This window comes from Paenibacillus sp. MB22_1 (assembly GCF_047200555.1).
In the GTDB taxonomy this organism is placed as follows: Bacteria; Bacillota; Bacilli; order Paenibacillales; family Paenibacillaceae; genus Fontibacillus; species Fontibacillus phoenicis.
This window is the reverse complement of the sequence record NZ_JBLADV010000002.1, coordinates 320122-337508: the sequence shown is the minus strand read 5'-3', so window position 1 is coordinate 337508 and position 17387 is coordinate 320122. Positions and strand designations below refer to the sequence as shown.

Annotated in this window: 18 protein-coding genes; 14 read left to right on the top strand and 4 right to left on the bottom strand. The window is 50.6% G+C overall.

Features of this window, described 5'->3' with window-relative positions; all coding sequences use genetic code 11:
* Positions 1–487: 487 nt before the first annotated feature.
* The gene (locus ACL02P_RS13250; protein WP_412837459.1) at positions 488–1330 is read right to left on the bottom strand and encodes a YitT family protein; all 843 of its coding nucleotides are present in this window, start codon (positions 1328–1330) and stop codon (positions 488–490) included.
* A 631-nt stretch (positions 1331–1961) separates the two neighbouring features.
* On the opposite strand from ACL02P_RS13250, the gene ACL02P_RS13245 reads away from it, so the two are divergent.
* From ACL02P_RS13245 to ACL02P_RS13185, 13 genes are all read left to right on the top strand, one after another.
* Positions 1962–4838: a Na+/H+ antiporter subunit A gene (locus tag ACL02P_RS13245; protein ID WP_009224707.1), complete on the top strand. Its 2877-nt coding sequence runs from the start codon at positions 1962–1964 to the stop codon at positions 4836–4838.
* The gene (locus ACL02P_RS13240) at positions 4829–5167 is read left to right on the top strand and encodes a Na(+)/H(+) antiporter subunit C (RefSeq protein ID WP_009224708.1); all 339 of its coding nucleotides are present in this window, start codon (positions 4829–4831) and stop codon (positions 5165–5167) included. Before ACL02P_RS13245 ends, ACL02P_RS13240 begins: the two co-directional genes overlap by 10 nt.
* A complete protein-coding gene (locus ACL02P_RS13235) occupies positions 5160–6635 on the top strand; it encodes a Na+/H+ antiporter subunit D (RefSeq protein WP_009224709.1) in 1476 nt (491 codons plus the stop codon). Before ACL02P_RS13240 ends, ACL02P_RS13235 begins: the two co-directional genes overlap by 8 nt.
* A gap of 43 nt (positions 6636–6678) precedes the next feature.
* The gene (locus ACL02P_RS13230) at positions 6679–7164 is read left to right on the top strand and encodes a Na+/H+ antiporter subunit E (protein ID WP_009224710.1); all 486 of its coding nucleotides are present in this window, start codon (positions 6679–6681) and stop codon (positions 7162–7164) included.
* Positions 7161–7451, top strand: coding sequence for a Na(+)/H(+) antiporter subunit F1 (locus ACL02P_RS13225; RefSeq protein WP_009224711.1), 291 nt, complete (start codon positions 7161–7163; stop codon positions 7449–7451). The genes ACL02P_RS13230 and ACL02P_RS13225 overlap by 4 nt, the downstream gene beginning before the upstream one ends.
* On the top strand, positions 7429–7803 hold the full coding sequence (gene mnhG / locus ACL02P_RS13220; protein ID WP_009224712.1) for a monovalent cation/H(+) antiporter subunit G: 375 nt from the start codon (positions 7429–7431) through the stop codon (positions 7801–7803). The genes ACL02P_RS13225 and mnhG overlap by 23 nt, the downstream gene beginning before the upstream one ends.
* Positions 7804–8013: 210 nt before the next feature.
* The gene (locus ACL02P_RS13215) at positions 8014–8310 is read left to right on the top strand and encodes a hypothetical protein (RefSeq protein WP_036644963.1); all 297 of its coding nucleotides are present in this window, start codon (positions 8014–8016) and stop codon (positions 8308–8310) included.
* 61 nt (positions 8311–8371) lie between these two features.
* Positions 8372–9046 carry a PspA/IM30 family protein gene (locus ACL02P_RS13210; protein WP_323077731.1) on the top strand — a complete coding sequence of 225 codons (675 nt, stop codon included), beginning with the start codon at positions 8372–8374 and terminating at the stop codon, positions 9044–9046.
* A 6-nt stretch (positions 9047–9052) separates the two neighbouring features.
* A complete protein-coding gene (locus ACL02P_RS13205) occupies positions 9053–9553 on the top strand; it encodes a PspC domain-containing protein (RefSeq protein WP_412837458.1) in 501 nt (166 codons plus the stop codon).
* Between the two features lie 3 nt (positions 9554–9556).
* Positions 9557–10258, top strand: a complete 702-nt coding sequence (locus tag ACL02P_RS13200; protein WP_016310893.1) for a PspA/IM30 family protein — start codon at positions 9557–9559, stop codon at positions 10256–10258.
* Between the two features lie 114 nt (positions 10259–10372).
* On the top strand, positions 10373–11023 hold the full coding sequence (liaF, locus tag ACL02P_RS13195) for a cell wall-active antibiotics response protein LiaF (RefSeq protein WP_412837457.1): 651 nt from the start codon (positions 10373–10375) through the stop codon (positions 11021–11023).
* 18 nt (positions 11024–11041) lie between these two features.
* Complete coding sequence (locus tag ACL02P_RS13190; RefSeq protein ID WP_412837456.1) at positions 11042–12124, top strand: histidine kinase; 1083 nt, start codon at positions 11042–11044, stop codon at positions 12122–12124.
* Positions 12099–12752, top strand: coding sequence for a response regulator transcription factor (locus ACL02P_RS13185; protein WP_028538810.1), 654 nt, complete (start codon positions 12099–12101; stop codon positions 12750–12752). The genes ACL02P_RS13190 and ACL02P_RS13185 overlap by 26 nt, the downstream gene beginning before the upstream one ends.
* Before the next feature lie 135 nt (positions 12753–12887).
* Here the strand turns inward: ACL02P_RS13185 and ACL02P_RS13180 are convergent, their stop codons facing one another.
* The 3 genes from ACL02P_RS13180 to ACL02P_RS13170 form a co-directional block, all read right to left on the bottom strand.
* Positions 12888–14030 carry a Ger(x)C family spore germination C-terminal domain-containing protein gene (locus ACL02P_RS13180; protein WP_009224720.1) on the bottom strand — a complete coding sequence of 381 codons (1143 nt, stop codon included), beginning with the start codon at positions 14028–14030 and terminating at the stop codon, positions 12888–12890.
* 76 nt (positions 14031–14106) lie between these two features.
* The gene (locus tag ACL02P_RS13175) at positions 14107–15405 is read right to left on the bottom strand and encodes a spore germination protein (protein WP_412837455.1); all 1299 of its coding nucleotides are present in this window, start codon (positions 15403–15405) and stop codon (positions 14107–14109) included.
* Positions 15368–16447, bottom strand: a complete 1080-nt coding sequence (locus tag ACL02P_RS13170; protein WP_412837454.1) for a GerAB/ArcD/ProY family transporter — start codon at positions 16445–16447, stop codon at positions 15368–15370. Before ACL02P_RS13170 ends, ACL02P_RS13175 begins: the two co-directional genes overlap by 38 nt.
* 107 nt (positions 16448–16554) lie before the next feature.
* Here ACL02P_RS13170 and ACL02P_RS13165 point away from each other — a divergent pair, with 107 nt between their 5' ends.
* Entirely contained in the window at positions 16555–17367 is an 813-nt protein-coding gene (locus ACL02P_RS13165) for a hypothetical protein (RefSeq protein WP_412837453.1), read from the top strand.
* Positions 17368–17387: the final 20 nt, after the last annotated feature.

The following is a 17387-nucleotide window of genomic DNA, read 5'->3' as shown; positions in this document are numbered from 1 at the left end:
TGGGATGGTGGCTTACTAGAACATCTTTACCACAACGCGGAACAGATGCTTGACAGCGTTGCTGAGTACTTTCAGTGATTTTTTGTTTCCGGGATGCAGCAAGGGTGTGAGTGGAATCCATGATGATGGTTTTGGACTGAGTCCTTTCTCGATGCAATGGCGTACAACGCCCTTGAGCACTTTACGTCCAATCGCTGGGGACGCAGGTCAATCTGGCTTCGATCATGGGAGCTTTGTCCTGCGCGTACGATCTGCCGGAGTCCCGGTTGTGGAAAGATCACAGAGCAGGCCTGGAAAAAGCGTTGCAAGGGGTGGGGCTGCCGGAAAGCGACCGCGCCGAGCTTATACCGGGTGATCTTCGAGAGTGGAGAGTGACCGGTGAAGCTGGTCGTTCAACCGCTGCTGGAAGTGGACGGGGGGCCCGGTGCGATGCCGTCGGAAAAAGAAACCGGGCATAATCCTTTCCTTAGAGGACGGTTGTAAAAATTCAGTAAAACTTAATTTCACTTTCACGGTCACATTGTTGCACAAGGGAGATTAGACGCGGCCTTTCCAGCGTGTGGCATTTACATTCCAAAATCCCTATTCCGTCTTCTGTTTTTCCAGGTTCTTTAAGGATGATAGAAGAACAGTTCAGGTAACGTAGCATTTCTTTTTGAATATCTTCGCAATGTTTGGTGCTGATCCGGACCTTTTGAGTTAAGAAGCCCACTTGTAAAGGAAGTTTGCAGGCTTCGAGAAAGGATAGGTACGCAACTGCCGAATAGATGGCTTGCATTAAACCAAATTGAAAGATAACTCCAATCAGGATCATGCAGTTTAGCAGCAATAGGCTCCATTGTGGGTAAAGTTCACCGTCGAATGAACGTTCGATCGTTTTTTTCAATATGTCCAATTCTGCCTCAAACCGGAGAGCTAAACCAAATCCAAGCCCTAATAAGGCTCCTCCAATTAGCGCCGACGGGAGTGGCCCTATAGTCAGAGAAGGGGAGGGTCGGAGTACAAGTGTCCCCAATGAAAAGACCGACAAACCTATGACAGTAAAAGTTTCGCGAGACAAAGAATTTTTTTTTCGATTAAGCAGCATAATTATAACATTAAGAAAAAACAGGAACAGCGCAAGTCTGAATTCAGTAAGTAGTGCGAGTAAGGCAGATAAACCTGTTATTCCTCCCACTACGATGCCATGAGGCATAAGGAAAAACACTAGGCTCACAGAAGCAAGTGATGCACCAGTAATAATTCCGGTAACGCGGATCAAATTTGAAACAGGGGGCCTTGAACTGCTACTGGATTTTCTGAGTAAATGAACTCTTACTTGATATTTCATATCGCCCTCCTGGCTCGGTAGAGGCTGCATTTACAGCATGTACATTAATTATTATAACAGGTATTAGTTCTGACATCGAGGAGTTATATTTCAGGTGGAACCAGATCTCAAACAAAGTTTGCTTGGCTGGATTAGCAATTTCTTTTGTTCTATGGTTGTATGTGTTTTGATTTTCTTATATATTCCCTTGAAGAAAAAGGAGATACTCGCTGGACTTGAATGTGAAACGGACGATTTGGATCTTCCTGAATCATGAAATTCGAATGTGAATCAGAAACTCTGGACTCCAGTTCTCTGCCTGCTGCCAAGACAATGAGAAATATACTGCAGCAAACGAACAATTTCCTTAACACGGAATCACTCCTTTCGATAATTAAGTGATTCCCTATAAGGATTGAAGATATACGAACTCTTGATTACAGACCTTTACAATGTAATGGAAAGCCGTTATATTATTTAATACAGGAAATTTGTAAAATTGAATTATGGATTGAACCGGAGGAGCCTGCCAATTGGGCTCCTTTTGTCTATTTTAAGGGATACTGGAGGTATGATCATGGAGTAATTGGAAGGCGAAATATGGAAACACTAAAGAAATCTGGAACATCTGTGAGGACTGGAGGGTATTCGTTTGTCGCTACTTCATGCTGTTATCATGGCGCCATTTTTAATTGCCGCATTCATCCCGTTGTTGCGCAAGAAAAATATGAGCCGCATCCATCCCGGATGGTTTGTTCTATGGCTGCCGGTTTTGTTATTTTTGTACTTTCTTTCGCACATTCCCGCCGTAAACGAAGTGAAATCTTATTCTGCCGCGATGCTTTGGATGCCGTCGCTCGATGTCGATTTTTCGTTCTATCTGGACGGTCTGGCTCTGCTGTTCGCTTTGTTGATTACAGGCATGGGTGCGCTGGTCGTGTTGTATTCCATTTATTATATGGACAAAGATAAAGAAGCGGTTCATCGCTTTTACGTCTTCTTGTTCCTGTTCATGGGAGCCATGCTCGGCGTAGTCATCTCCGACAATCTGATGGTCTTGTACGGCTTTTGGGAGTTAACCAGCATTTCTTCGTTTCTGTTGATCTCTTTCTGGCATATGAGAGAAGAGGCGCGTTACGGGGCGTTAAAATCGATGCTGATCACCGTATTCGGGGGGCTGGCCATGTTGACCGGCTTCCTTATGCTTTACGTGATGACGGGAACCTTTAGTATTCGAGGAATCATTGTGCAGCATGGGGTGGTTTTTGACCATCCGTTATTTGTTCCTGCTCTCGTCCTCGTACTGCTCGGTGCATTCACAAAGTCGGCGCAATTCCCCTTCCACATCTGGCTACCGGATGCTATGGAAGCACCGACCCCGGTCAGTGCCTACTTGCATTCAGCCACGATGGTCAAGGCAGGGATTTATTTGGTTGCTCGGTTAACGCCTGTTTTTGGGGCGAACGGCACATGGTTTTGGCTGTTGTCTGCTGTGGGCTTGTTCACGATGATTTTCGCCTCGTTTCGAGCGATTAAACAGCATGATCTAAAAGGGATGCTTGCTTTTTCTACCATAAGTCAATTGGGGCTCATCATGTCTTTGCTGGGCGTTGGCTCAGCGGGCGGTGCGGTAGCCGGCAACAGCATGCTATATACCGCCGCTACGACCGCCGCTATTTTTCACATCATTAACCACGCGATCTTTAAGGGCTCATTGTTTATGGTTGTTGGGATTGTGGATCACGAGACGGGTACCCGCGATATACGCAGGCTCGGAGGCTTGATGTCGCTGATGCCGATTACGTTTACGATCGCAGTAATCGGCGCATTTTCCATGGCAGGTATTCCGCCGTTTAATGGATTTTTGAGCAAGGAAATGTTCTTCACCGGAATGTTGAACGTTTGGAGTTTGGATATCTGGAATGTTCAAACTTTCCGCATCCTGTTCCCGATCATTGCTTGGATCGGAAGCGTATTTACGTTCGGGTACAGCATGGTGCTCGTGTTCAAGACGTTTACGGGAAAATTCAAACCGGACCAGCTTGAGAAAAAACCGCATGAAGCCCCGCTAGGCATGCTGATTTCTCCCGTGATCCTGGTTGCATTGGCGGTCACGATTGGTTTATACCCTAACTTTCTTTCGCACACCTTAATCGCTCCTGCAGTCGCTGCGGTGCATCCAGGACTGCTTGCAGCCGGTGAGCATTTTGAGGTTCACATCAGCATGTGGCACGGTTGGACCCCGGAAGTGTTTATGACCCTCGGTGTCATCGTAGCTGGCGTACTGCTTTATGTCGGATATGGAAAGTTCCGTTCAATCAGAGAGACTTGGGAGCGTTCGTTTACGTTAAATCGGGTTTATGACCTGGGATTAAGCGGAATGGAACGATCGTCGCGCCGATTGACAGACCGTTACATGAACGGTTCGGTCCGGCGTTATCTGATGTATATCTTTGTATTCCTCATTGCCTCTCTTGGGGGGACGATGATTGCAACGCAGAGCTTTTCGCTGAATATGGAGAATTACTCTTCGGTAACCCTGTATGAGATGGTTATCGTGGCCGTACTGGCGATTTCCGCCTTGTCCGTGCCGTTTGCTTCTGCGCGAATTCCCGCAATCATCATGACGGGCGCCGTTGGTTATATGGTGACGTTGCTATTTGTCATTTTCCGGGCCCCCGATTTGGCGTTAACTCAAATGATCGTCGAGACCGTATCCGTAACGTTGTTTTTGCTCTGTTTCTATCACTTGCCCAAACTGAAGAAGGAGAAAAACAGCCAGAGATTTCAACTGACTCGGCTTATGATTTCACTGGGGGTTGGTGTCATGATGACGCTGATCGCTCTTAGTGCGGGGGGCGTCAAGCCATTTGCATCGATCGCAGATTATTTCCTGGATAATAGTTATGAATTGGGCGGCGGTAATAATGTGGTTAACGTGATTCTCGTGGATTTCCGCGGGTTTGATACAATGCTGGAGATTACTGTATTAGGAATTGCAGCACTGTCTATCTTTTCAATGATCCGTCTTAGTCTTGCATCTGACCACCTGGGAGTTAAGCTTTCGTATGGGAAGCTTGAACCAAGGCCAGTCCGCAAAAGAAATGACGTGATTTTTAAAACAACTTCCAGAGTAACTGTTTTTCTTATCTTGATCTACTCCCTATTTTTGTTTCTGGCCGGACACAACAATCCCGGCGGCGGGTTTATAGGCGGACTGATGACGGCGTCGTCACTGGTATTGCTGGCACTCGCTTTTGGGAAGGGGACAATGGGCAATATTGTTACGGTTGATTTTCGCAAAATGATCGCTGTAGGGCTGCTAATCGCCTATCTTACAGGCCTGGGTTCACTTTTGTTTAATGTGCCATTCTTGACTCACGCCTTTAATCACTTCCATTTGCCGATTCTGGGCGATGTTGAATTGGCAACGGCTGTCTTGTTCGACCTTGGTGTCTATTTGACGGTAGTGGGCGTAACCATGACGATCATATTATCGATAGGAGGGGACAAAAAGTCATGGAATTAATCATGTCTTTGGCCGTAGGCATTTTGTTTATGGTCGGGGTGTATCTCATCCTATCCAAAAACCTGCTTCGAATCATCCTGGGGACGTCTTTGCTAACGCATGGCGTTCATCTGCTTCTGCTTACGATGGCTCGGTTGAAAAACGGAGCGGCTCCACTTCTCGGGGAGAACGCTTCATCTTATGTTGATCCTGTTCCTCAGGCACTCATTTTAACATCGATCGTCATTAGCTTTGGAGTTACTTCGTTTTTTCTCGTTTTGGCTTATAAGGTCTATCAGAAGCTGGGGACAGATGATATGGAGGAGCTAAGGGGGGAAGAGGATGAATAATCTGCTTGTGTTTCCGCTGATCATTCCTTTGCTCACCGCGGTGGCGTTGATTTTTGGCCATAACCGGATCATGCTTCAGCGTTGGATAAGTTTGGTCGGTTCGCTGATCCATCTCGTGGTATCCTGTTTGATCGTGCGCCAAGTACATCATGATGGGATTCAAACCCTGTATATGGGGGGGTGGCTTCCACCCTACGGGATTATATTTGTAGCGGACATGTTCGCTGCTCTGCTGGTGCTGTCCACTTCTGTTGTCAGCTTGGCCTGTTTGTTATATGCCTTTCGGACGATCGGCCAGGATCGGGAGCGCTACTATTTCTATCCCTTCTTTCAGTTCTTGATCGTGGGCGTTTGCGGGTCGTTTCTGACTGGGGATTTGTTCAATCTGTTTGTTTGTTTTGAAGTGATGCTTATCGCCTCCTATGCTCTGATTGTACTCGGTGGGACCAAACGCCAACTGCGGGAAACCCTAAAGTATATTTTGATTAACATCGTCTCTTCAGCGCTGTTCGTCGCTGCCGTAGCTTACTTGTACTCCGTAACGGGGACGCTGAATATGGCTCACCTGTCCGTACGAATTGCGGAGCTTGAGCAAGCTGGGATCTTGACGGTGATTGCCGTTATGTTATTGACTGTGTTCGCGCTGAAGGCAGGTCTGCTGCTGTTCTTTTGGCTTCCCGGTTCGTATAGTGCGCCTCCTGCCGCGGTTAGAGCGGTTTTCGCCGCTTTGCTTACCAAAGTAGGGTTATATGCCATCGTAAGGACGGTAACGCTCCTCTTCCCCTATCAACCGGACCTTATACGTGACGGGATCGGCTTGATGGCGATGGCGACGATGGTTCTCGGCGGAATCGGCGCGGTTGCTTACACCAATATTCACAAGATCATTAACTATAACGTGATCCTGGGTATCGGTTTTATCGGCTTTGGGATCGCCGTCGGAAATCATGCCTCGATGGATGGGGTGATCTTTTACCTGCTGCACGATATGTTGGCCAAAGCGCTATTGTTCCTGCTTGGCGGTATGCTGATCAAAGCGGCCGGGACGGAGGATTTAAGGGAAATGGGCGGTCTGATCAAGCGTTATCCATTGCTCGGATGGTTGTTCTTCATTGTGACGCTGGCACTCGTCGGAGTACCGCCACTCAGCGGTTTTCCGGGAAAAATGCTGATGCTCCGCGGAGGCCTGGAATCCGGAAATGTTCTGTTGACCGCAGTAGCGGTCCTTTCAAGCCTGTTGGTTTTATATTCCTTAATTCGAGTGTTTATCGGGGCTTTTTTGGGGGAAGAAAAGCGCAGCGAAATCGGCGAGGAGAGTTTTAAAGGTTTATTGGCTATTACCTTCGGCTTGCTTGTGCTGCTCGTCGGGATGGGACTGGGTGCCGAAGAGATCTATGCCTTCGTATCGCAAGCAGGTCGTATCCTCGTAACTCCTGAATTATATGTAGAAGCCGTATTAAAGAGGTGAGCCTTATCACCCCGACCGATATTTTGAACGAGGAGTAGATGGTATGTTTATGCAAATATTGCTGAACCTTCTAATTGCCGTCATCTGGATGTTCTTGAATAGCAGCTGGTCCGCTTCAGGATTTTTGATCGGTTTTGTGATCGGACTGGTACTCATCGGCCTGTTTAGAAGGATTTGGCCTAACGACTTTTATTTGAAAAAGGTTTGGGCAATTCTGAAGCTATTGATGTTGTTTAACAAGGAATTGGTTGTTTCCAGCATTACGGTGATTCGGCAAATCGTACGTCCGAGGTTGAACATACAACCGGGTATCTTCGCTTACTCAACCGAGTTAAGAAGTGACTGGGAGCTTACGTTGTTGTCCTGCCTGATTACGCTGACTCCGGGGACGCTCACGCTTGAGGTCTTGTCGGATGGGAACACGAACACATTATATATTCATGCCATGGATGTAGCAGATGCGGAGCTCCTGGTTAATCAGATCCGCGGCTCGTTTGAACGGGCGATTATGGAGGTGACGCGCAAGTGATGTCGACTTTTCTGTATCTGGCTTTGGGTATCCTGTCCTTGTCCATTTTCGGTTGCTTGTTTCGGTTGCTTAAGGGGCCGTCGCTGCCTGATCGGATTATGAGTCTGGATTCCATCGGAATTAATATGCTGGCGATGATCGCTGTTTTTTCCATGTTCCAGCAAACGAAAGCTTATATCGATATCATTTTGCTAATTGGCATTCTTACATTTATCGGTACGGCCTCATTGGCTAGATTTATCGAAAGGGGGATCGTGTTCGAAGATGGAGATCACGAAAACAGGTGAAGTTTTGATTGGGATTATCGTGCTACTCGGTGCGCTTCTTAGTGCACTTAGCACCTTTGGACTTCTGCGTCTTCCTGACACTTACTTACGCTCGCATGCGGCCACGAAAAGCACGACGCTGGGTATATTGTTTATTCTGGGTGCCGCCTTCTTTTACTTCTTGATTTATTTGGATTATGCCGATGCAAGCGCCAAGCTGCTTCTTGGCATTGTGTTTGTGTTTGTTACTGCTCCTGTTGCCGGGCATTTGAACGGCAGGGCTGCTTATCGCAGCGGAGTCCCCTTATGGGAGCAAAGCGTTCGGGACGACCTGAAGAAGGAGTTCGACCGCCAAAGCTCAGCCCCAAAGTGAAAGGAACTGGCATCGGTACTTACCGGTGCCAGTTTTTAATTGGTTCAATTGTTTACGATATGGAGGCTGCGAGTTGCGCCTCCTCCAGGCTGAGCGTATCCTCGACTTAGGTCTAGGGTGAAAAACCGTCCCCAGTCCGTTTTGGATAACCCGTAATCATCCTAGAATAGAGACATAAGGTTGATCAAATGAGAGGCGGTGAAATATTCAATGAGAACCAATCGACCGAATGTATTTGCTATTGTACTGATTGCCCTTGGCGCACTGATTCTGCTGGGCAAGTTAACTCCTTTCCTAGGCAGCCTGTTCGGACTGGTGATTGCGATTGTCATGATCGGTCTCGGCTATTACGGGATTCGACGGGGGAACGCCTTCTTCGGATGGCTGGTGTTGATTTTCGGGGTCATTTCCTTGATCTCCAAGCTGGCCTGGCTGATCGTTCCGCTCTTAGGTATTGGATTAATCGTTTACGGTATCTCTTCCTTAAGAGGCAAACGGAGTTACTGATTGATTAAATACATGCAGATGAACTTGAATGTGAACCGAAAGGTTAGGAGGGAAGGATGTCATGAGTGTATTTCGTCGAGTACGAGATATTACGGTAGCTACTCTAAATGAGAAGTTGGAACAATCGCAGGATCCGGTTCGCTTGATCGACCAATTTCTGATAGAAACGCGGCAGGAAATTGCGGAAGCCGAGAAGCTTCATTATCAATACAGCGGACATGCGAAGCAATTGAAGCAGCAGGTCGATCAAGCCAAGGTCATGCGCGACAAACGTGAGGAACAAGCGCTGCTTGCTTTGAAAGCAGGCGAGGAGCACTTGGCGAAGCTGGCCCTGCAGGAGAAGATGCTGTACGAGGAAAAGGTGGAACAATACACCGAGTTGTACACGCAAAGCATAGAATCGCTGCAGGAATTAGAAGCCCAGCTAAACGAATTGAAGACCGAATATCAGGTCGTATACAACAAACGGCAGTACTACTATGCAAGAATGGAGACGCTTCGTTTACAGCAGCGGATGAACCAGCGGATGAACGGTTACGGCGTGCAGGATGTGCCGAAGATGTTCCATCGCTTGGAGGACCGGGTGTCCGATATGGAATGGGAAGCCCGCAGCCTGCGCGAATTGCGGAGAGCGGGTTCGGATTTCTTGAACCAAGCCGGCTCCGCCATCCAATCGACTCTGGAACAGGAGCTCTCCCGCTTGAAGCAGAAGCTAAATAACCAGCGAGAGGAGTAAGAATCGATGGGAAGACCCTTGTACCGATCCAGACGGGATCGCTGGATCAGCGGTTTGATCGGAGGGCTCGGAGAATATTTCGGAATTCACGTCGGCGTGCTCCGGTTGATCGCTTTTCTTAGCATATTTTTTACCGGCGGGACAACGATCTTTATCTACTTCATCGCTACCTTGGTGATCTCCAAGGAGCCATATCAGCCCCACGATCCGTACTATCATGGCGGATGGCCGGGCAGCGGCCCGCATCCGGGTTACGGCGGTAAACGCCGGGACTTCTACGAGGATCAACGCTTTGGTCCCCGTCCACCGTACGGTAATCCAACCGGTAATACTTACGGAACCCAGCCGCCGCAATACGGCGCAGGTGCTTCGGGAGCCGGCTTCCAGTCCGCTCCGGGTGCATCCAGTCTGGATTCTATGATGGAAGATATTGAGAAGAAAGCCTTGAAAAAAGAATTGGAAGAGCTGCGTAAGAAGCTCTCCGAATACGAGAAGGGAGAAGTGTAAACGATGGGAGTATTCAAAAGAATTAAAGATATTACGAAAGCGTCTGTAAATGATTTGCTGGATAAGGTGGAAGACCCGATTGTCATGCTGAACCAATACCTGCGCGATATGGAGGCTGAAATTCGCGACGCCGAAGTGACTGTTGCGAAGCAAATGGCCAACGAGCGCCGGATGAAGCAACGTCTGGATGAAGCGATCCGTATCTCTGCACAACGGGAGGCTCAAGCTGAGCTGGCACTCCGCAATGGGCAGGAGGAAGTTGCCCGCAAAATGCTGGAGGAGAAAATCCATTACGACCAAAAGCAAACGGAATTCGCCGAGCTGCACGCGCAAGCTGAAGCACATGCTGCCGAACTCAAACAGCAGCTGCACGATATGAAAGACGAGTTCTATAAACTGCGCAACAAACGGAACGAGCTGGTAAGCCGTGCGCAAATGGCGAAAGCCAGAAAGCAAATGTCGCAAATCAGCACGCTGCATACGATCGAAAGCGGCAACGCTTCGCTCGGATTCCACCGGATGGAAGAGAAGATCATGCAACTGGAAGCAGAAGCCGAAGTTGCGGGCATGGTTTATCGTGGATCCTCGTCTTCCCCTTACATCAGCCCGGCTGATGCCGAGAAGCAGTTGAAAGTGGATGCGCAGCTTGAAGCGCTGAAAGCAAAATTGAACCCATCCGCAGCCCGCGAAGAAGACAAGGAATAGGTACACGTCCGCTGGACATTGTGATATTCTAAATACTGGTGAAGCCATACGGTATGGGAGGCCATGCCGTTATGGCTTTTTACGACTCTATGAACCTGCAGGGAGGTGCGGCACATGGATACACGGAAAAGGTTCTTAGCCATCGGCTTAATCGGATTTGGCTTACTGTTGATTTTCGGGAAGTGGCTGAGTTTCTTTACCATTGTCGCCCTCTTTTTGCTTGGGTTCGGCATATATAAAATCCGGCAAGGGGAACAGGTCAAGACCGGCTATATCTTGATGGCGGTCGGCAGCGGACTCATCCTGCTGGACCATTTTATGCTGATCTTGGCGATTCTGATGATCTCGCTGGGGTACTACTACGCGAAAGTTCGCAAAACCCAACCGCAAGGCAATTACGTGCAGAAGCAAAACATCACCTCCAGCATCCGCTGGGACCGCGATCCGTGGAACTTGCGGAACACAAGCATGTGGCATGTGCTTGGCGAGCTTGACATCGATTTATCGCTGGCGATGATGGAAGGTGGGCATAACGTCCTCATGTTTCAAGGGATTGTCGGGGACGTGGATTTAGTGATTCCGGAGGATTACGGCGTGGAGATCGAAGCGTTTGTCCTGTTCGGACAAATCGATTTCAGCCACGACAAAGAGACGGGCATGCTCAATCGGCTGTATTGGAAGTCGCCGAACTACGAGGTCCGTGACCAAAAAGTGAAAATCATCATTTCCTATCTTGTAGGAGATGTCGATATACGATTACTTTAGACAGGAGGAACGTCCCGCATGAAATCGAAAAAGCCGAGCAACATGGTCTCCCGCAGCATGCGCGGAGGGATTCTCCTGTCTATTATTACGATGGCAGCCACCATTTATGTGATGTATACATATGGGTATTTTCAGCCTCAACCGTCCTGGGCGACGGCCATAAAAGCCGGCACGATGCTGCTCTCACTGCTTCTTATCATCGGAGCAGCTCACGGGTTCTTTCTAGGGTATCGCCCCAAACGACAGATTGACGGTTTGCGTGAAGCTTTGTTGCAATGGGAGAAGGGCAATCAAACCGGGAGCGTTCCCAAGCTCGGCGAAGACGAACTGGGCCGACTGGCAGAGCAGCTGGAGCGGATCGGCAAACGCTGGGAGGAGCAGGTGTCCTCGCTGCAGCGGTTATCCACGCACAACGCCCAGTTGGCCGAGCAAGCCCGGGTATCGGCGATCGTGGAGGAGCGGCAGAGGCTGGCCCGCGAATTGCATGACGCCGTATCCCAGCAGCTGTTTGCCATCTCGATGACGGCTACGGCTGTGGGACGTACGCTGGAGAAGGATTTCGACAAAGCGCAGCGTCAGGTCGAACTCATTGAGGAGATGGCGTCGGTGGCGCAGTCGGAGATGCGCGCGCTGCTGCTGCATCTGCGTCCGGTCTATCTTGAAGGCAAGGAATTGTCGCAGGGCTTAAGCGATTTGGTCAAAGAGCTAAAGACGAAGGTGCCGATGGATTTAACCCTGGAGATCGACGAGGATTTGAATTTAGGCAAAGGGATTGAAAACCATCTGTTCCGCATCATCCAGGAAGCGATGTCCAATACGCTGCGCCACGCCAAGGCGGACAAGATGGAGATTCGGATTCACCGCCGGGGCGAAGCAGTTAAGGTGACGCTGCGCGACAACGGGATCGGCTTCGAGATGGACGACAAGAAGCAGGCTTCGTACGGCTTGTCGACGATGCAGGAGCGCATCCACGAGATCGGCGGATCGATTCAGTTTATCACCGCGCCCGGCAAAGGGACGCGTATTGAGATATCCGTTCCACTAATTCATGAAGAAAGCGGGGATGAAGGCAGTCATGGAGATGGAAGACAAGGAGATTAAAGTACTGCTTGTGGATGACCATGAGATGGTAAGAATCGGCCTGGCGGCGGTGCTGGGCACCGAAGAAGGGATCGAGGTTGTCGGAGAGGCCAGCAGCGGGGAGGAAGGAATTCGCCTGGCGCAGGAGTACCGGCCTGACGTCGTGCTGATGGACCTGGTGATGGAAGGCATGGACGGCATCGAAGCGACTCGGCAGCTGCTTGCCTTGCATCCGGACTGTAAAGTCATCGTGCTCACCAGCTATCTTGATGACGAGAAGATGTATCCCGTGATCGAAGCCGGGGCGTTCAGCTATTTGCTGAAAACGTCGCGCGCTTCCGAGATCGCTGAGGCGATTCGCGCAGCAGCCCGCGGCCAATCGGTATTGGAGTCGCAGGTCGCTTCCAAGATGATGAACCGGTTCCGCCAACCAAAGGTGGAGGCTCCGGCTCACGAAGAGCTGACCGAGCGCGAAATGGACGTTCTGCGTTTGCTGGCTCAAGGGAAATCGAATCAGGATATCGCCGACGAGCTGATCATCGGGATCAAAACGGTGAAATTCCATGTCACCAATATTTTAGCGAAGCTTGGCGTAGAGGACCGCACGCAGGCGGCTATTTACGCATACAAAAACGGGTTGGCGGAGTGAATTTCTGCCAAACCGTTTTCTTAAGATATCAGAAAGTATAAACTTCGGGGCATTGGCATCCTGATATCGCAAGAAAAAACTTCCGCTAAACGCGGTCTGTCTACTTTGAATGTACGTCGATAGACGTTTTTCTTATTAGTTCAACAAGTTATAGGCTGAGGAGTGAACGAGGGTCACCTCGGCCTGGACCTGATCCAATTCCATGATGGAAATCAGGGACTTTCCTTGGGAACGGAGCTGCTTCCACCGCGCCTGGTCATAGCGGTAGAGCTTCTCTTCCAGATTGTATAGGTCGATATGGCGAGCCTTCGCAATGTCGAAGGAACGCCTGATTTCGCGTTCGATGGTCTCTTCGGCCAAGGCACGGAGCCGGGCGGCGGCAATCCCGCCTCCCGCCCCTACCTCCGTGATATAGGCTTTGGCGCGCACGTTCAAATTGATCCGAATGGGGTCACTACCCGCGCCGATTTGTACGTCCGGATCGCGATGCGCGATATTGATCGTCACCGGGGATCCATCCTCTAAGGATAAAGGCAACGGAAAGCTGATCATTCTGTGGAATGCCACGTATCTCGCCCCCTGAAGCATTGCCGGGTCAACTTGTCCACGGTTGCGGCCTTGTGCGATGGCATATGCGCCGACGAGCTTGATTTGAGGAATAGGTTTGCCCTCCCCCTTCCAAACCTCGTCAGTCCAGCTGATCAGGGGTAACAGCCTCGTCACCGCAGGCTCCTTCACCCCGTCCATCAGCTTGATGAGCCGAATGGGCTCGACGAAAGAATAGAGTTTAAATAATTCTTCGGGTTCAAGCAGCCCCGAATTCAGCACCGACTCATTCAGAAGGGAGATGCTCGCAAACACATCGGGAATTTGCTTGTCGGTGCCAAACACCCAAGGCGTGTACCGAAGATCACGGGTTTGGATCAAGCCGTTGACGGCTTCCGGCAAATGCTTGTCCAGCAGCGCTTTGGAGAAGATGATCGTTCGGACATGCGTCCAGGACGTCCGTTGCTGCGAGGCGGGGTAGAGCGAAATCAAAGCCTCGTCGATCGTCTTCCCCTCGCCTTTTCCGATCCAAACCTTCCCGTTTCCGGTTTCAACCGCCCCCTCTTGTTTAGCAATCTCTGCAAAATCCAGCAACTGGGCATAAATGATGAAACGGCCATCCGCATAATCGACACCCAATGCGGTGATAAAATTGATATTTTGCGCCTCTTTCATATCCCAACAGCCCGTCAGCAGCAGGATCAGCGCAAGGAAAGCCCGGATCGCTCTCAAGGCTTGTCCCTCCTTGCCGTTTGATCCAGCGGATGCAGAATGCGGGGCCGCCTCTTCACGGATTTCGACGGCTTCTTCAGGACCGCTTCGGCAAAGTCGCTTTTGACGAACGGGGAAAATGGCGATATAGATAAGGCACGCCATAGGACTCTAATGAGGCAAGGTAAAGGATTAGACCGATAAAACCGATCAGGAACCCGAACATCCCAAAGATGGAGGACAACAGCAAAATCACGATGCGAAGTTGGGCTGTCGTACCGCTTAACGTCTGATTCTCTAAGGTCGAACTGGCGACGATGGCGATCGCCACGGCGACGATGATGGTCGGCGAGGTGATCCCGGCGCGGATGGCGGCATCTCCGATAATCAGGCCGCCTACGACCGTTATCGTTTGTCCCATGGCATGGGGTAATCTTTTGCCTGCCTCGTTAAAGATCTCGAACAGAAACAGCATGACGAAGGTTTCAAACGGGACCGGAAACGGCAAGCCATGCCTCGATTTGCTGATGGTTGCCAGCAGCGGGACGGGGATTTGCTCCAGATTAAAACTGGTTAACGCGACATAGAAGCCCGGGAGAAACAGCCCGACGGTCAGTCCGATGAGTCTGAGCACTTTTTGCACGGACACGATGTAATAAGGGGTGTTGGCATCCTCTGGAGAAATCAGCAGATTCATCAAGGTCACAGGAGCAACGATGGCGATCGGATTCCCATCGGCCAACACGGCAAATCGGCCCGCCAGCAGGGCATCGACAACGTAGTCCGGTCTCCCCGAGTAATCGGTCAGCGGGAATAAGGCTCGTTTATGCGCTCCCTTCACGACGGATTCGATATACGAGGTGCCGATAATTGCATCGGTGTCAATCTCGTACAATCGCTTTCGAGCCTCTGCGAGAATGTCCGGGTTAATAACATCTTGAATATAAAAAAGCGCAATGCGCGTTTCCCCCCGCGTCCCTTTGATGATCTCTTCCACCCCCAGGGAAGCGGTCCGTAGCCGTTTTCGAATCAACCCGATGTTGGTCGTCAGGTTTTCAGTAAAGCCGTCACGGGCTCCCTTGACGGCCGATTCCGTACTGGCTTCTTCGGGGGAACGGCCTGGCGGGTTCGAAATATCGCAGCTGAAGAAGGTCTGGTTGTATTCAAAATAAAGGACCAGCTTGCCGGAGTAGACTTGAAGAGTAAGACGATGCAGCAAGTCCGGCCCTTCGATCCGGTTTAACGGCAAATAGGGATTGGCTCCGAACGCCTCGATTCCGATATTGGCCTGTTCCCGACACAGTTCAGCAAGCCGCGGATAGACCACCTCGCTCAACTGTTTCAAATCCGTCATCGGCTCACAATAGATTAAGGTGATCGAACGCCCCGGCTCCATCCCGGCAGCAAACGGGCGAAGCTTGACGTCGGAGGAAGTCTGGAAATATTGGATCAGGAACGGAATGTCGATCCGGTCTTCTTGTTGGCCGGACGGCCGGTCGCTGAAACACGATGTCGGTAAAGGTATAACAGCTAAGTAAAATCAGGATGAATGCGAGGACCGCGAGCAATGTGGGTCTCCAACGGGGATTTTGCTTCTTCCACATATCCGCGATGACGATCATCGCAAAGGAAATACGGATAAAGCTGCCCGACAACCATTGACAGATCGAGAAAAAATCGGTTTGCGATACGTATTTGCCAAAACCGGCGATTCTCCATTCCTCATAAGCCGGGTAACGCTGAACGGCCGCCTCAAACGGGTTGAACTCGGTGATGGCGCCGGTCAGTGGACCCAGCATTAGACCAAGCAGAATCAGACTGAACACGATGAATTGGATTCTGGTTAATGGGGCCTTCAGGTATGGGTGAAGGAAGAAGACAAAAAAGATCTCGAACAACCCGGCACAGGCGTACAATACTCCCTTGAAAACCGGAATCCATCCCTGTTCCAAGAGAGGGAACAGCAGACTGTAATCTTTGAATTCGACGTTGACGATGGCGACATAGAAGCCAAGCAGTACAACAAGCGGCAGCAAGATACCGGAGGTGACGGCGATTGTTTTCATGCCCTTCAGCGCCCCAACGAAACAAAGCAGCATCAAGATCAACGAGCTGGCCAAAACCGGAGTGTAAGGCAGAAACGTCACCTTCATCCACATTACGGTATCATATAAACTGAACCACGCCGTAGCGAAGAAGAACGCTGTCATCGCCCATTGAAACCCAAAAGCAGGAATTCGGCCCAGCCGATGGCGAATCCATTCGGGAAGAGGTTGGGTTCCAATCCGGGACGAAGTGTAACGAATGAGGCAGACCACAAGTGCAAATGGCACGGCGGACAGTAGCACGGAAAACCAGGCATCCCGTTTGGCGATTTGCAGCAAGGCCGGGATGATGAAGACATGGTTTATGAGTCCGAGGGCCAACATCAACGTCATGATAGCCTGAAAATTCGTAGCTTTCGGCGAGCGGATTATAAGCTTCCCCATCCTGATAGGTTTTGGCTCTATACATTGAGTTATTATTCGCAGAGGAGGCGCGTGACATGCAAAACCGCAAGTTATGGAGTATTGGGTTGTTGATCCTCGTTTGCGCGATGCTGCTGGTCGGCCTGCAACGGATCCAAGCGACTGAGCAAGAAGCGGCCGTTCCAGATTCACTGAAAGACGCGGAGCAGCAGTTGGACGCGCTGGTTGCGATAGGCAGGGCCGTAACGTCGGATCCGTTTCGGATGACACTGAAATGGCAAGGTGAATGGAACTCGCTGCTTTCCGCAGAGGAAGCGGCCGGGGTGTTAGCCAGCCGGTTGGGGCTGTCGAATCCGGAGGCGGGGACTGTTCAAGGGCGGACGGTTTATGAGTCCCAAGGTCAGATCGAGGGGATTCGCGCCGAGCTGGAGCTGATCACACTGGAAGAGGGCAAGAATTATGCGATGCTTCGCTTGGAGGCCGCCGGCGGGGATCCGGCGATATGGGAGCAACTTCAGGAAGCCCAACGGATGGCTGGGGAATCGCTGGCAGATGAAGGCGTCGATACGCGATGGAATGCAGCAATACAGGGGATGGCCTGGCCCGCATCCGCTACAGATGAGGGGACGGACTCCGGTGAACCCGTGCTCGCCGCGACGCTTGACCGCTTGGAATCGCAAATTGAGCGATCCGCCAAACTGAAGTTGAAGCAAGTCGAAGCGTTTGGGGACGAAGGGACGGCCAGCCGCACATATCGGGTGGATCCCTTGCCGATCACCGTCCTCAGCGGCGATCATCACGTGGCATTGCAGATGGCTGTCCATCGCAACAGCGGCACCGGGATGGATGAGATTACGATCGGTACGCCGCTGCTAACCGTAGAATATTAGAGATCGTGAAGGAGGCAACG